Origin of the sequence: Streptomyces sp. NPDC002018, assembly GCF_042890865.1 — a bacterium.
In the GTDB taxonomy this organism is placed as follows: Bacteria; Actinomycetota; Actinomycetes; order Streptomycetales; family Streptomycetaceae; genus Streptomyces.
The window spans coordinates 163,344-177,397 of the sequence record NZ_JBIASO010000017.1; the positions used below are offsets into that span (position 1 = coordinate 163,344).

Consider the following 14,054-nt stretch of genomic DNA (forward strand, 5'->3'; position numbering starts at 1 on the left):
GAACATGGAAACACCGCCGGGGCGGCAGCTCGAACTGCCCGAGGACCGTTACGCCGCGGAGCTGGCGTTCCTGGAGTCGTACGACAGCGGGCCCAGGCCGCCGCGCTGGCGGCTGACTCCCCGTGCGGTGGTGCTGTTCGTGTGCGGCACGGACGGTGAGCCGCTGCGGGCTCCGGACGGCGGACAGCTCGTGATCTCACGGAAGTTCGTGGGGGACCGCTCTCTGGTGGAGCGGTGCGTGGTGACGCTGGCGGGTGAGCGCGGGCTGCTGCTCGTCGGGGAGCCCGGCACCGCCAAGTCGATGCTCTCCGAGCTGCTGTCGGCCGCGGTGTGCGGCACCAGCACGCTCACCGTGCAGGGGACCGCGGGCACCACGGAGGACCAGCTCCGCTACGGCTGGAACTACGCGATGCTGCTCGCCAAGGGCCCGAGCCGGGAGGCCCTGGTGCCCTCCCCCGTCCTCACCGCCATGACACGCGGCGCGGTCGCCAGGATCGAGGAGGTGACCCGCTGTCTGCCCGAGGTGCAGGACTCCCTGGTCTCGCTCCTCTCGGAGCGCCGTATGTCGGTGCCCGAACTGGCGGGCGGGGAGGACGGGGACGGCACGGTCCACGCCGTGCCCGGCTTCGCCCTGATCGCGACCGCCAACCTCAGGGACAAGGGCGTCTCCGAGATGTCCGCGGCCCTGAAGCGGCGGTTCAACTTCGAGACGGTCGGCCCGATCGACGATCTCGACGCGGAGACCGCGCTGGTGCGCGGCCAGGCGACGGCGGCGCTGGAGCGTGGCGGGGCCGCCTTCTCGGTGGATGACACGGTGCTCGAAGCGCTGGTCACCGCGTTCCGGGACCTGCGGACGGGCCGGAGCGCGGAGGGCTGGGAGATCGAGCGCCCCTCGACGGTGATGTCCACGGCGGAGGCGGTCCATGTGGCCACGTCGATGGGGCTCGGCGCGGCGTATCTCGGCGACGGCCGGGATGTCGTCCGTACGCTGCCCGGCCATCTCCTCGGCACGGTGCGCAAGGACGATCCGGCGGACCACGCGCGGCTGCTGGGGTACTGGGACGGTCCGGTGCGCCGGCGGGCCGAGGCGGGCGCTCCGCTGTGGCGGACGCTGTGGGAGCTGCGCCATGAGCTGGGCTGAACCGGGCGACGGGACCGTCGCGGACGCGCTGGCCGGGCTCGCGGGGTGCCGGGAGCCGTATCTGATCGGGGTGCGGCACCACTCCCCGGCGCTGGCCGCGGCCGTCCCGGCGATGCTGGCGGAGGCGGCGCCCGAGGTGCTGTTCGTCGAGCTGCCGGAGGAGTTCGCGTCCTGGCTGCCGTATCTCGCCGACCCGGCGACGGTGCCTCCGGTCGCCCTGGCGGGCAGCCGGGGCGACGGGGCGGGCGGGCTGGTGTTCCTGCCGTTCGCCGAGTTCTCGCCGGAGCTGGCGGCGATCCGCTGGGCACGGGAGGCGGGGGTGGAGGTCGTTCCTTTCGATCTTCCGCTGGCGGCGAGGGACGAGGCACCGGAGGAGGTACGGGAGCTGGACGCGGGGCCGGTGCCCATGCCGGTGCCGGTGCCTTCGCCGTCGCCCTCGCCGTCGCCGGGGCAAGGACCGGTACCGGACGCGGTGGCGGACGGGGCGGCTGACGAACGGGACGGGGTGGCGGACGAGCGGGACGGGGTGGCGAGGGGGACGCTCTCCGCCGCGCTGCGGGCGCGGGCCGGGGGGCGGCCCGGGGACGATCTGTGGGACCGGCTGGTCGAGTCGGCGGCTCCCGGTTCCGGCGCGGAGGCGCTGCGGCGGGCCGCGCTGCTGGTCGGCTGGGCGCTCAGGACCGACGCGGGACCAGTCGATCCGTACGACCTGCGGCGCGAGGCGAACATGCGGCGCCGGCTGGCCGGGCACAAGGGCCGCCGTACGGCGGCGGTGATCGGCGCGTTCCACGCCCCGGCACTGCTGCCGGGCGCGGGGGCGGACGAGCGGGACGGCGTGGCGGACGAGCGGGACGGGGCGGCGGACGAGCGGGACGGGGCGGCGAGGAGGACGCTCTCCGCCGGTGCGGGGACGGGGGTCGCGGGTGCGGGGACGGGGGTCGCCGGTGCGGGGACGGGGGGAGCTGTCGGTACGGCGACCGGTGGAGCCCCGGGCAGCACGGGACGCGCCGCCCAGGGCGGCGGCGGCCGGGCGGGCCGGGACGGCCGATCCGTGGTGACCTCGCTGGTGCCGTACACGTACGCGCTGCTGGACGAGCGGTCGGGCTATCCGGCGGGGATCAAGGACCCGGAGTGGCAGCGGGGGGTGCACCGGGCGGCGGGCGATCCGGCGCTGCTGGACGAACTGCTGACGGCGACCGCCGTCCGGATCTGCGCGGGGATCCGGGACGCCGGGCACCCGAGCGGCCCGGCCGACGCCCGTGAGGTGGTCCGGGTCGCCAGGGATCTGGCCACGCTGCGCGGCCTGCCCGCGGCCGGGCGCGGGGAGCTGGCGGAGGCGGCACAGACCGTCCTCACCCAGGGGCAGTTGTTCGGTCGGGGCCGGGTCGTGGCCGCCGCCATGGAGAAGGTCCTGGTGGGCAACCGGCAGGGCCGGCTCGCGCCAGGGACGCCCCGCTCGGGCCTCGGACCGGCCGTGGAGGCGCTGCTCGGAACGCTGTCGCTGCCCACGCCGGCCACTCCCGAGCGCCGGGAGCTACGGCTCGACGCGCACCGCGGCGAACTGGACCGGCGCCGTGAGCTGTGCCTGCGCAGGCTCGCGGTCTGCCGTGTCCCGTACGGCGAGGAGACCGGGGTGGCGGGCGTGGGCGACGCCGCGTCGCTGAGCACCCGCTGGTCCGTGGCCTGGTCCCCGTCGACGGCGGCGATGCTCGATGTGGCGGGCGTGCACGGGGTGACGCTCGATCAGGCGGCGGCGGGCGTGCTGCGCCGCCGATGGGCGGCGGAGCGCCGGGCCGGCGGGCCCACGGCCGCCGAGGTACTCGCGGGGCTGGAGGAGTCGGCGCGCTGCGGGCTGCCGGCACTCGCCGCGGAACGGCTGGCGGAGGCCGCCGGGCTGCTGCCCGCGGCCGGCACCCTGCCCGAACTGCTCTCCGGGCTCGCGCTGCTGGACCGGATCGGTTCCGGGCATCTGCCGGGACTGCCCCCCGAGTGGGAGCGGGCCATGCTCGGTTCGGCGTACGAGGAGCTGGCCGCGGCCGGCGTCCGCGCGCTGGACGGGCTCGCGGGCTCCACGGATCCGGCGGACGCGCGGGCGCTGGTCTCACTGGCCGACCGGGCCTCCACGGCGCTCGGCGGTGGCCTGCGGCTCGATGCCGCGCTGGCCCGCCTCGACACGGAGGGGACAGCGCTGATCCGGGGCGCGGCGGGCGCGGCCCGGGTGCTGCTGGGACAGCGGGACGCGGCCGAGTTCGGCACACGGCTGGCGTCCCGTGTGGACAGCGCGGCCACACCCGCGCTCCGCACCGATCTGGCCGGTTTTCTCAGCGGGGTGCTGCTCGCGGCGGGTCCGCTGCTGGAGGCGGGCGCCGCGCTGGACCCGCTGCTGGAACGGGTCGAGGCCCTCCCCGACCGTCCCTTCCTGGACCGGCTGCCTGCTCTGCGCGCGGGCTTCGACACCCTCTCCCCCGCCGCCAGATCGCGTCTGCTCGCCACGGTCGAGGACCGTACGGGGCTCGCGACGGGCGCGCTTCCCGCTTCCGTGGCGGATCCCGTGACCCTGGCCCTTCTGGCCTCGGCGGATCTGGCGGGCCGGGAGGCGCTGGCGGCACACGGCCTGACTCCGGCGCCGGGCACACGGCCCACACCGGCCGCTACGGACACGGCTACGGCTACGGCTACGGCTGCACCCTTGGCTGTGGCGGTGGCTGCTCCGGCATCGGCGTCGGCGTCGGCGTCGGCGTCGGCATCAGTAACGGCGTCCGTCGGTACCGGAGCGGAGGAAACGGCACTCGCGGGGGCAGGCGGCACCGGCACCACCGGGGATGTCGCGCGCCCGGCGGACGCGGCGCTCGCTCCCGGGGAGCGCTGGCGGCTGCTGCTCGGGCGGGGGCGCGGGTTGAGCGGACAGGCGGGACGGCTCGCCGCGGCGCTGGACGAGCTGTACGGCTACGGGCGCGGCGAGGGGTCACAGGGCGAGGAGCGCGGCCACGGCGGGTCCGGGGGCGGGTCAGAGGCGTCGTATCCCGATGTCCGGACCTGGTCGGAGGAGCTGTCCGCGCTGTTCGGGCCCGGTGTCCGGGAAGAGGTGCTCGCCGCCGCCGCCGACGCGGGCCGGCTCGACGCGGCCCTGGAGCTGGACCCGGCCTCGGCGCGGCCCTCCGTGGAGCTGCTGCGTACCGTCCTGTCGTACGCGGGTGGGCTCCCCGAGTCCCAGCTCGCCCGGCTCCGGCCCCTGGTGGCGCGGCTGGTCGCCGAGTTGACCGAGGCGCTCGCCAACCGGATGCGCCCCGCGCTGACCGGGCTCTCCCATCCGCGCCCCACCCGTCGCCCCGGCGGCCCGCTGGATCTCGCCCGTACGCTGCGCGCCAATCTGGCGAGGGCCCGGCGGGACCCGGACACCGGAGCGGTGACGGTCCTGCCCGAACGGCCGGTCTTCCGTACACGCGCCCGCAAGGCGGCCGACTGGCGGCTGGTCCTGGTCGTGGATGTGTCGGGTTCGATGGAGGCCTCCACGATCTGGGCGGCGCTCACCGCCTCCGTGCTGGCCGGTGTCCCCGCGGTGAGCACGCACTTCGTGGCGTTCTCCACCGAGGTGGTGGACCTCACCGACCAGGTGGACGACCCGCTGAGCCTGCTGCTCGAAGTGCGGGTCGGCGGCGGGACGAACATCGCGCGCGGGCTGCGCCACGCCCGTGATCTGGTGACCGTACCGTCCCGCACGCTGGTCGTGCTGATCAGCGACTTCGAGGAGGGCGGTCCGGTCTCCCCGCTGCTCTCCGAGGTACGGGCGCTGGTCGACGCGGGATGCCATGTCCTGGGGTGCGCCTCGCTGGACGACGAGGGAAGGCCGCGCTATTCGGCGGGCGTGGCAGGGCAGTTGGTGGGGGCGGGGATGCCGGTCGCGGCGCTGAGCCCCTTGGAGCTGGCCCGCTGGGTCGGCGAACGCGTGGGAGGTGCGCACCGATGACCGATGCCACGGCGGTACTGCCGCCGGTGACCGCCGCGGTGGCCGCCGCAGCGCTCGATCTGCTGCCCGCCCGGCTGCGCAAGCGGGTCGACGGGGCGGTGGCGAAAGCGGCCGGATGGCCGGTGGAGCCGCATCCGGACGGTGTGCTGGTTCGTGTCGCGGACGACACGGCGGTGACGCTGAAGGTCACGGCCGGGATCGTGGCCGCCGACGACCACGCCGTGTGCAGTTGTCTGCTGGCCCCGGCCTGTCTGCACCGCGCGGCCGTGCTGTCCAGCGCCCCCCTGGCGGTGGAGGAGGACCAGGAGGAGACGTTCGAGGAGGAGGGGAAGAAAGCCGGGAAGGAAGACACAGGGGACAGGGGGGACACGGAGGCAGACGCGGGTAAGGGCGCGGAGGCGGACACGGACACGGAAGGGGAGGGGACGGGGAAGGAGGCGGGGAAGGAGACACGGGAAGGGACCGGAGCCGGCGCGCACCCGGGCCTCGCCGAACCCACCCTCAGTGCCGCTCAGTCCACCGCGCTCGGCGCCCTGCGTGATGCCGTGACGGCCGTCCTGGTCGCGGGCGTCGCCGGTTCCGGTGCCGTGCACCGCGCCGAGCTGCTCCACGCCGCGCACTCGGCGCGGCTGGCCGGGCTGTACCGCCCCGCCGCCACCGCCGTCCGGATCGCGCGGCTGCTGGCCGAGGCCCGCTCCGACGACCCCGCGTTCCGGTTGTCCACGCTCACCGCCGAGCTGGCCGAGCTGCTGGATCTGGTGCGCCGGCCGGCTGCGGCCCTCTCCCCCGCGCGCAGGAGTTACCGGCCGGAGGGACCACTCCGGCTGTACGGAGTGTTCACCGAGCCGGTGGTGACCGCTTCCGGGTACGCGGGTGCCACCGTGTACGCCCTCGCCCCCGACGGCACGCTCCGTACGGTGTCGGATGTCGCTCCCGGTGGACCGGAGCGCGCGCTCCAGGCGTCCGGTACTCCGGTGCCGGGCGGGTGCGCGCTTCCGCTGCGGGAGTTGGGCGACGGAGGCGGGGTGATCCTGACGGCGCCGACCGTCTCGCCGGACGGCCGGATCGGTGGTGGCGGGCAGGTCCGTTCCGTACGGGCCGCCGGTGCGGGCTGGCACGAAGCGCCGCTCGCCGCCCTCTGGGAGCGGCCGCCGGTGGAGCAACTGGCGGCGGCGCTGCGCTGGTCGGCCGAGCCGGCCGAGGCCCGTACGGCGGGCGGCGATCTGCTCTTCCTCGACGGGGTGCACACCGGCGCGGGCTTCGCCGTGTCGGGCGGTCCCACGCTCCGGCTGTCGGCACCGGACGAACGGCCCGACCTGCCGTACGCCGAGAATCTCCGGCTGCTCGCCGGCCGTTCCGGTCTGGCGCTGCGGCTGATCGCCCGGGTCGTGCCGGACCGGCCCGACCGGGTACAGGTGCTCGCCGCGTCCTGGACCGGCCATGACGGGGAGCCCGTACGGACGGATCTGGGGCTGCGCCGGCTCCACCGCTCACACATCCCGGCCGCCCCGGTCACCCCGACGGGTGCGGGGGGCGGGGCGGCGGACACGGCAGGTCCGGCCGGCTCGGGGGGTCCGGCGGGCTCCGGGGGTCCTGCGGCAGGGGCGGCTCCGCTCGGAGCGATGCCGTCGGCCGTGCCGGTCGCCTCGGCGCCGCCCGCGCTCCCGGTCGAGCTGGATCTGCTGCGCAGGGCGGTGGACCGCGCGGTCGCGGGAGGCCGTGCGGTGTCCGCCGTGTCGGCGGACGGCGAACTGCCGCGCCGGCTCAGGACCGTGGGCCTGACCACCGGGGCGGAACGAGTACAGGCCCTGGCGGAGGCGGCGGCCGACCGGCGCCACGACGTCCTCGGGCGCCTGCTGCCCGCCGATCCCGGCGGCTTCGCCCTGGCCTGGCTGGCCGCGGCGGTGTACGCGTCGGCCGCGGCCGAGTCGTTGCTGCTGGCTGCCTGGGCGCCCGCCATACCCCCCGCGAACTGATCGGCGCCGCCGTTCGTCGTAGAGAAGGAGAAAAGAACGACCCAGTCAGGGGGAGCCATGCCACTGCCGAAGCTGTCACGCCCGCGTGTTCCGCGCCCGCGTGCGCCGAGGCCGCGTGTACCGGTACCGGGGGTGCCGACACCGGGTGCGCCGGGGCCGGGTGGGCCACGACCGGGTGGGCCACGACCGGGTGCGGCGACACCTGATGCGGTGACACCGGGGGCGGCGGAGCCGTCCTGGTCGGCACGGCTGCCACGGATGCCGCGAGCATTGCGGGCGCTGCGGGCGCTGCGATTGCAGCGGCTGCGGGGACGCACGTGGTGGCCGCGCACCCGGCAGGGACGGCGGCGCGCGGTGCGGACGGTCATGCTCGGATGCGTGCTGGCGCTGATGCCCTCGACCTGGATGCACGCGGTCGCCGACAGCCGGGTCCGTACGGTCTCCGATGTCCCGGCCGCGGATGTCGCCGTGGTCTTCGGGGCCGGGCTGCGGTCCGGGCGGCCGTCGCCGTATCTGGCGCACCGCCTCGACGCGGCGGCGGAGCTGTACCGCGCGGGCAAGGTGAAGGTCGTGCTGGTCACCGGCGACAACAGCCGGGTGGAGTACGACGAGCCGGACGCGATGCGGACGTATCTCATCGAGCAGGGCGTGCCGAACGGCCGGATCGTCAGTGACTACGCCGGATTCGACACCTGGGACTCCTGCGTACGGGCCAGGAAGATATTCGGCGTCGAGCGTGCGGTGCTGGTCACGCAGGGCTTCCATGTCCGGCGCGCGGTGGCGCTCTGCCGGTCGGCGGGGATCGAGTCGTACGGGGTCGGGGTCACCGAGCGGCGTGATGTGACCTGGTACTACGGCGGCATACGGGAGGTGTTCGCCTCGGGCAAGGCGGCGGCCGAGGCCCTGCTGCGGCCGGATCCCACCTTCCTCGGACCGGCCGAGACAAGTGTGACCGAGGCCCTCGGGGTGGGCCGCGTCCGCTGACGCCCGGCGGCGCGGCGGCCAGGCGGCCTGGCGGCACAACTGCACGGCCCGGCGGCCCGGCGGCCCGGCGGCCCGGCGGCCCGGCGGCCCGGCGGCCCGGCGGCGCGGCGGCGCGGGGCTCACAGAGGGGTGACGGCCGGTCGGAGGTGTGCGTACCGGCCGCGTAACCGGGTGCGGGCGTTCGCGAAACACCCTCGCCGCAGGCTGAGCCGATGACCGACGCCTCCCCCGTCCCCGCCTCCGGCACCGTCCCCACCCACTGTCCTTACTGCGCGCTCCAGTGCGGGATGAATCTGGAGTCCGGCGGAGAACGGGGCTCCGGAGGACTGACGGTGGTGGAGCGCACGGACTTCCCCGTGAACCGGGGCGCGCTCTGCGGAAAGGGCCGTACCGCGACCGCGCTGCTCTCCTCGCGGGTACGGCTGACCGAGCCGCTGATCAGGAACCCCGCCACCGGCCGGCTCGAACCGGCCGGCTGGGACGAGGCGCTGAGCACCGTCGCGTCCGGGCTGGCCCGTACCAGGGCGGCCCATGGCGCCGACTCGGTCGGGGTCTTCGGGGGCGGCGGTCTCACCAACGAGAAGGCGTACACCCTGGGGAAGTTCGCCCGTGTCGTGCTCGGCACGTCGCAGATCGACTACAACGGCCGCTTCTGCATGTCGTCGGCCGCCGCCGCGCATCAGCGGGCCTTCGGTCTGGACCGTGGTCTGCCGTTTCCGCTGGCGGACATCGCGCGCACCGGCTGCGTTGTCCTCGTCGGGTCGAATCTCGCCGACACCATGCCGCCCGCGCTGCGGTATCTGACGGAGCTGCGCGAGAACGGCGGCACGCTGGTGGTCGTGGATCCGCGCCGTACGAGGACGGCCGAGCACGCGGATCTCCATCTCGCACCCCGGCCCGGCACCGATCTGGCGCTCGCGCTGGGGCTGTTGCACCTCGTCGTGGCGCAGGGGCGTACGGACGAGGAGTTCATCCGGGACCGTACGACCGGCTGGGCCGAGGCCAGGGCCGGGGCGATGGCGCACTGGCCGGAGCTGGTGGAACGTGTCACGGGCGTCGGAGTGCCCGAACTGCGGCGTGCCGTGGAGCTGTTCTGCGACGCGGAGTCGGGGATGGTTCTCACGGCACGCGGCCCCGAGCAGCAGTCCAAGGGCACGGACACGGTGGGCGCGTGGATCAATCTCTGTCTCGCGACGGGACGGGCGGGCCGGCCGCTCTCCGGTTACGGCTGTCTCACCGGCCAGGGAAACGGCCAGGGCGGACGTGAACACGGTCAGAAGGCGGACCAGTTGCCGGGCTACCGGCGACTGGACGATCCGGCGGCGCGGGCGCATGTGGCCGGGGTGTGGGGCGTATCCCCGGACACGCTTCCTGGCCCGGGGCGCAGCGCGTACGAACTGCTCGACGCGCTCGGTACGGAGGTGAGATCCCTGCTGCTGATGGGGTCGAACCCGGTGATCTCCGCGCCCCGCGCCGCCCATGTCGAGCAGCGGCTGCGCTCGTTGGACTTCCTGGCCGTGGCGGACGTCGTGCTCTCGGAGACGGCGGCGCTCGCCGATGTCGTGCTCCCGGCGGCCCAGTGGGCGGAGGAGACGGGTACGACGACCAATCTGGAGGGCCGCGTGCTGCTGCGCCGACGAGCGGCGGCGCCACCGGCGGGGGTCCGCAGCGATCTGGAGATCCTGCACGGGCTGGCCGGACTGCTGGGCCACGAGAAGGGCTTCCCGGCGGACCCGGAGGAGGTCTTCGAGGAGCTGCGCCGTGCGTCGGCGGGCGGTCCCGCGGACTACTCGGGCATCACCTACCGCCGGATAGCCGAGGAGGACGGGGTGTTCTGGCCGTGTCCGTCGGAGGAGAAGGCCCCTGCCTCAGCCCCGGCGAGGGCTAGGACCACAGCTACGGCTACGGCTACGGCTACGGCTACGGCCACGCGACCGCACCCCGGTACCCTGCGGCTCTTTCTCGACCGCTTCGCCACCGACGACGGGCGGGCGCGCTTCGTACCGGTCGTCGACCGGCCGTCGGCGGAGGAGACCGACGACGCGTATCCGGTGGTGCTGACGACCGGGCGGGTCCTCGCCCAGTACCAGTCAGGCGCGCAGACCCGGCGGGTGGACGAGCTGAACGCCGCCGCACCCGGCCCCTTCGTGGAGCTGCACCCCCGGCTCGCGGCCCAACTCGGGGTGGTGGAGGGGGAGGCGGTCGCCGTGGTGTCACGGCGCGGCCGGGCGGTGGCGCCCGCGCGAATCACGGACGGCATCCGGCCGGACACGGTGTTCATGCCGTTCCACTGGCCGGGCGAGGGCCGTGCGAACACGCTCACCAACCCGGCGCTCGACCCGACCTCGCGCATGCCGGAGTTCAAGGTGTGTGCGGTACGGGTGGAACGCACCGAGCCCCAGGAACCGCCGGAGCCGGCATGACCCGGCCGACCGTCATCCGGTCCGCCGCGATCCGGCCTGCCATGACCCGGCCGACCGTCATCCGGCCGGTGCGTCCCGGTGGGTGGGTGAGTACGGACCGACATACGCCCGCCAGTCGCCCTCCGCGATCAGCCGTCCCCGCGCCCGCAGTTCACGGCCCACCCGAGGCGCCGCGAAGTACACCCAGGCCCTGACCGGGGTGCCGTCGGCCGACAGGACCTCGCGAGCCACCCGTTCGTAGACGTTGGCCGGATCACCGGCCCCGAAGTACTCCTCCAACTCGTCCAGTACGGCGAGCAGTTCGCCGTACTCCCCCGGTATCGCCGTGATGAGGTCGCCCACGACGCCGCCGGGGGCCTCGACCGCGTACGGATATCCGGGGCCGTCGTACATCACCGCCCCCTCCAGACGAGCCGGTTCCTCATGGGCCGTGCGGCCCCGCAGACACAGATCATGGTTGGGCTCGCCCGGCCGGAGCGTGCCGTACACGAAGAAGGGCAGTTGTCCCGCCCCTTCGGCGGCGCCCGCACTCATGGCGCGACGGTCTCGTCGGCCCTGGCGGCGCTGTCGATCGTGGTCAGCACGGTCAGATACTCGGCAGGGGGCACGGGGCTGGCTCCTTCGGGACGAGGGCGGGGACGGTTCCGGCTCCGGCTCCGGCTCCGGCTCCGGGCAGGGTGCGGACTGCCGGCGGGGGCGGAGCCAGGCGGTAGTACAGCACCGTACGCATCTCCGCCGCACCCTTCGGCCGCCGACGGATCCGCTCCGCACCACGTCGTACGGTGAGGAGCATGACGACTGCCACACCGCACCTGCTGGTCGAGGTCGACGGCCGGCCCGCCACCGAGGCCGATCTGCGTCTCCGCGCGCTGGACACCTACGGGCACTTCACCGCCCTCCAGATCAGGGACGGCCGGGCACGCGGGATGGACCTCCATCTCGCCCGGCTCGACGCCGCCACCCGTGAGCTGTTCGGTACGGGCCTGGACGGCGAGCGCGTACGGGCGGCGCTCCGGCACGCGCTCGACGGCGTACGTGACGCGTCGGCCCGGGTGTATGTCCACGAGCGGCAGGACGGACCGTCCGACACCGGCCGCACCGGCGACACGACCGGCACCACCGGTACCACCGGTACCACCGACACCACCAGCACCACCGGCACAGGCCACGCGCGCAGCACCACCGGCGGTACAGACACCACTGGCACCACCAGCACCAGCACCAGCACCAGCACCAGCACCAGCACCAGCACCAGCACCAGCACCAGCACCAGCACCAGCCTGATGGTGACCGTACGGCCGCCGGCCGCCCTGGACGGCAGGGCGCAGAGCCTGATGTCCGTCCCGTACCTGCGCCCGGTCCCGCACATCAAGCATCTCGGTGGGTTCGCGCAGATCCACTACGGCCGGCTCGCCGAACGCGCGGGGTTCGACGACGCGCTGCTCACCGGCCCCGGCGGCGTGGTCGCGGAGGGCGCGATCGCCAATATCGCCTTCTGGGACGGCGATTCGGTCGTATGGCCGGACGCCCCGGCCCTGACGGGCATCACGATGGCGCTGCTGGAACCGCGCCTCCCGGACGCCGGGCTCCCGTCGGTCCGGCGCCGGGTCACCCTGGCGGACCTGCCCCTGTTCCGCGCCGCCTTCGTCACCAATTCGCACGGGGTCGCCCCGGTGACCAGGATCGACGGGACGGTCCTCCCGGGCGACCCGGCTCTGCTGAAGACGGTGACGGAGCTGTACGAGAGCGTGGAGTGGGACCGGATCTGATCACGGCGGCACCCCGGTCACCCATTCGGCGCGTGCCGGACAGCTTGCCCGAGTGACGCCGTGTCAGCCGCTCTGACCTGCGAAGACGCCCACCGTTTGGCAGGATGCGCCGGGCCCGACGGGCGAATCTGATCGTCCATCAGCAGGCGTACGCGCCGACGGGCGCCTTATCTCAGAGGTGACGACTACCGCGCTGCCTCGGAGGATCACATGCGCCCCACCGCCCGCCTGACCGGTACCACGCTGGCGGCCGCCTCGATAATAGGCTTGACCTCCCTGTGCGCCCCCGTGAAGGCAGCCGCCGCGGATGATCTCGACCGTCTGGAGTTCTCTCCGAAGGTCGCGCGTCCGGGCACCCTCGTCTCCGTCAGCACCACCGCCTGCCGCGAGGGCGGCGCCAAAGGTGAGGCGCGATCGGTCGGCGGCGGGGAGTTCCGGCTGGAGCGCGCCGCCGACCGGGAGGTCCTGGTCGGTCGGTTCCGTGTGCCGCACGAGGTCAGACGTGGTGCGCACCGCATCGGTGTGCGCTGCGACAACGGCAGGGAGGTCATCCGTGAACTCTTCGTGGAGCACGGCCGCGAGCCGCGCGGCCATGTGAGATCGGGGGTCGGCGGCAGCGTCGGCCCCGACACCACCCAGATCGCGGCGGGGGCGGCCCTTGTGGCCGCTGCCGCCGTCGGCGGGACCTTGCGCCTGCGCCGCCGGGCGAGCGGCGCGCAGGAAAGCTGACGAGGGCCGGTCTCCACGGCCCCGGTTCCGCCTCATGTCCCCGCCCCTGTCACGCACGTCGCCGACCGGGGCGGGGAACCTCATCCAGTTCCCCCCATGCCGGGAACGTTCGTCCGGAGGACAGCATTCATGAGCTACTACCGCAGTGCCCGCCGTTGCAGAGCCAACTGTGAGTACGACTACGACAGCAAATACGGCTACAACCACAAGCAGGGCTACGGCTATTACTGCAGCAGGCACCGGGGCGGTTCGAGCTGGACGATAGCGATAGCCCTCTGTGCCGGTATCTGGCTGATGGGAAACGGCTCCGAGGAGGTGACCCCGCCCGAGCCGCCCGCCTCGGAGTCCTTCGGGAACCCCGGCTCAGGATCCAGCACCGGCAGCGGCTCCGGCACCAGCACCGGCTCCGGGCACCGCGTCGCACCCGCCGCCGCCCCGCTGTCGTCCGCCGCCCCCGTCGGTCTGCGCATCCCGGGGATCAAGGTGGACACCCCGCTCCTGGGCCTCGGCCTGGACCGCGACGGCGGCCTCGACGTACCGCCGACCGGCGTACGCAATGTCGCGGGCTGGTACAAGGACGGCCCCTCCCCTGGCGCCAAGGGCACCGCGATCATCGCCGGTCATGTCGACAACGCGCGCGGACCCGCCGTCTTCTACGAGCTGGGCAAGCTCAAGAAGGGCCACCGGATAGAAGTGGCCCGCGCCGACGGCCGTACCGCCGTCTTCTCGGTCGACGCCCTTGAGGTGTACGACAACGCCGGCTTCCCCGACCGCAAGGTGTACGGGTCCTCGGACCGGGCGGAGCTGCGGGTGATCACCTGCGGGGGCGGCTTCTCGAAGAAGACCGGCTACAAGAGCAATGTCGTGGCGTACGCGCATCTCACCGGCGTGAAGTAACCCGCGGAGCCACAGCCCCGCCGCCCGTCAAGCCCTCAGACCCGCCAAGCCGTCGGGTCCCCCAGGCCCTGAGCCCCGTTATGTTTTCTGTGGTCCTGCAAGAGGGCCGCTGGCCTCCGGGCTCGGCATGACTGTTGCCCCCTGTCGAACGGATGACCTGGGGGGTGG

General features: G+C 74.3%; 9 protein-coding genes. 8 read left to right on the forward strand and 1 reads right to left on the reverse strand.

Annotation, left to right across the window (positions count from 1 at the left end; all coding sequences use genetic code 11):
- Window positions 1–4 precede the first annotated feature (4 nt).
- The 5 genes from ACFYYH_RS25760 to ACFYYH_RS25780 all read left to right on the forward strand — a co-directional run bounded on the left by ACFYYH_RS25760 (window position 5) and on the right by ACFYYH_RS25780 (window position 10,491).
- Entirely contained in the window at window positions 5–1,141 is a 1,137-nt protein-coding gene (locus tag ACFYYH_RS25760; RefSeq protein ID WP_388555412.1) for an AAA family ATPase, read from the forward strand.
- Entirely contained in the window at window positions 1,128–5,108 is a 3,981-nt protein-coding gene (locus tag ACFYYH_RS25765) for a DUF5682 family protein (protein WP_388555414.1), read from the forward strand. The genes ACFYYH_RS25760 and ACFYYH_RS25765 overlap by 14 nt, the downstream gene beginning before the upstream one ends.
- Window positions 5,105–7,084 (forward strand): hypothetical protein, encoded by a 1,980-nt coding sequence (locus tag ACFYYH_RS25770; RefSeq protein ID WP_388555416.1) that lies wholly within the window; start codon window positions 5,105–5,107, stop codon window positions 7,082–7,084. Before ACFYYH_RS25765 ends, ACFYYH_RS25770 begins: the two co-directional genes overlap by 4 nt.
- Window positions 7,085–7,342: 258 nt before the next feature.
- The gene (locus ACFYYH_RS25775; RefSeq protein ID WP_388555419.1) at window positions 7,343–8,068 is read left to right on the forward strand and encodes a vancomycin high temperature exclusion protein; all 726 of its coding nucleotides are present in this window, start codon (window positions 7,343–7,345) and stop codon (window positions 8,066–8,068) included.
- A 212-nt stretch (window positions 8,069–8,280) separates the two neighbouring features.
- Window positions 8,281–10,491, forward strand: a complete 2,211-nt coding sequence (locus ACFYYH_RS25780) for a molybdopterin oxidoreductase family protein (protein WP_388555422.1) — start codon at window positions 8,281–8,283, stop codon at window positions 10,489–10,491.
- Between the two features lie 57 nt (window positions 10,492–10,548).
- Here ACFYYH_RS25780 and ACFYYH_RS25785 read toward each other — a convergent pair whose 3' ends face one another.
- Complete coding sequence (locus ACFYYH_RS25785) at window positions 10,549–11,025, reverse strand: gamma-glutamylcyclotransferase family protein (protein WP_388555425.1); 477 nt, start codon at window positions 11,023–11,025, stop codon at window positions 10,549–10,551.
- Window positions 11,026–11,282: 257 nt separating this feature from the next.
- Between ACFYYH_RS25785 and ACFYYH_RS25790 the strand changes: the two genes are divergently transcribed.
- The 3 genes from ACFYYH_RS25790 to ACFYYH_RS25800 all read left to right on the forward strand — a co-directional run bounded on the left by ACFYYH_RS25790 (window position 11,283) and on the right by ACFYYH_RS25800 (window position 13,886).
- Window positions 11,283–12,260 carry an aminotransferase class IV gene (locus tag ACFYYH_RS25790; protein ID WP_388555428.1) on the forward strand — a complete coding sequence of 326 codons (978 nt, stop codon included), beginning with the start codon at window positions 11,283–11,285 and terminating at the stop codon, window positions 12,258–12,260.
- Between the two features lie 210 nt (window positions 12,261–12,470).
- Window positions 12,471–12,989, forward strand: coding sequence for a hypothetical protein (locus ACFYYH_RS25795; RefSeq protein ID WP_388555431.1), 519 nt, complete (start codon window positions 12,471–12,473; stop codon window positions 12,987–12,989).
- 294 nt (window positions 12,990–13,283) lie between these two features.
- Window positions 13,284–13,886, forward strand: coding sequence for a class F sortase (locus ACFYYH_RS25800; protein WP_388555473.1), 603 nt, complete (start codon window positions 13,284–13,286; stop codon window positions 13,884–13,886).
- The last annotated feature ends 168 nt before the right edge of the window (window positions 13,887–14,054 follow it).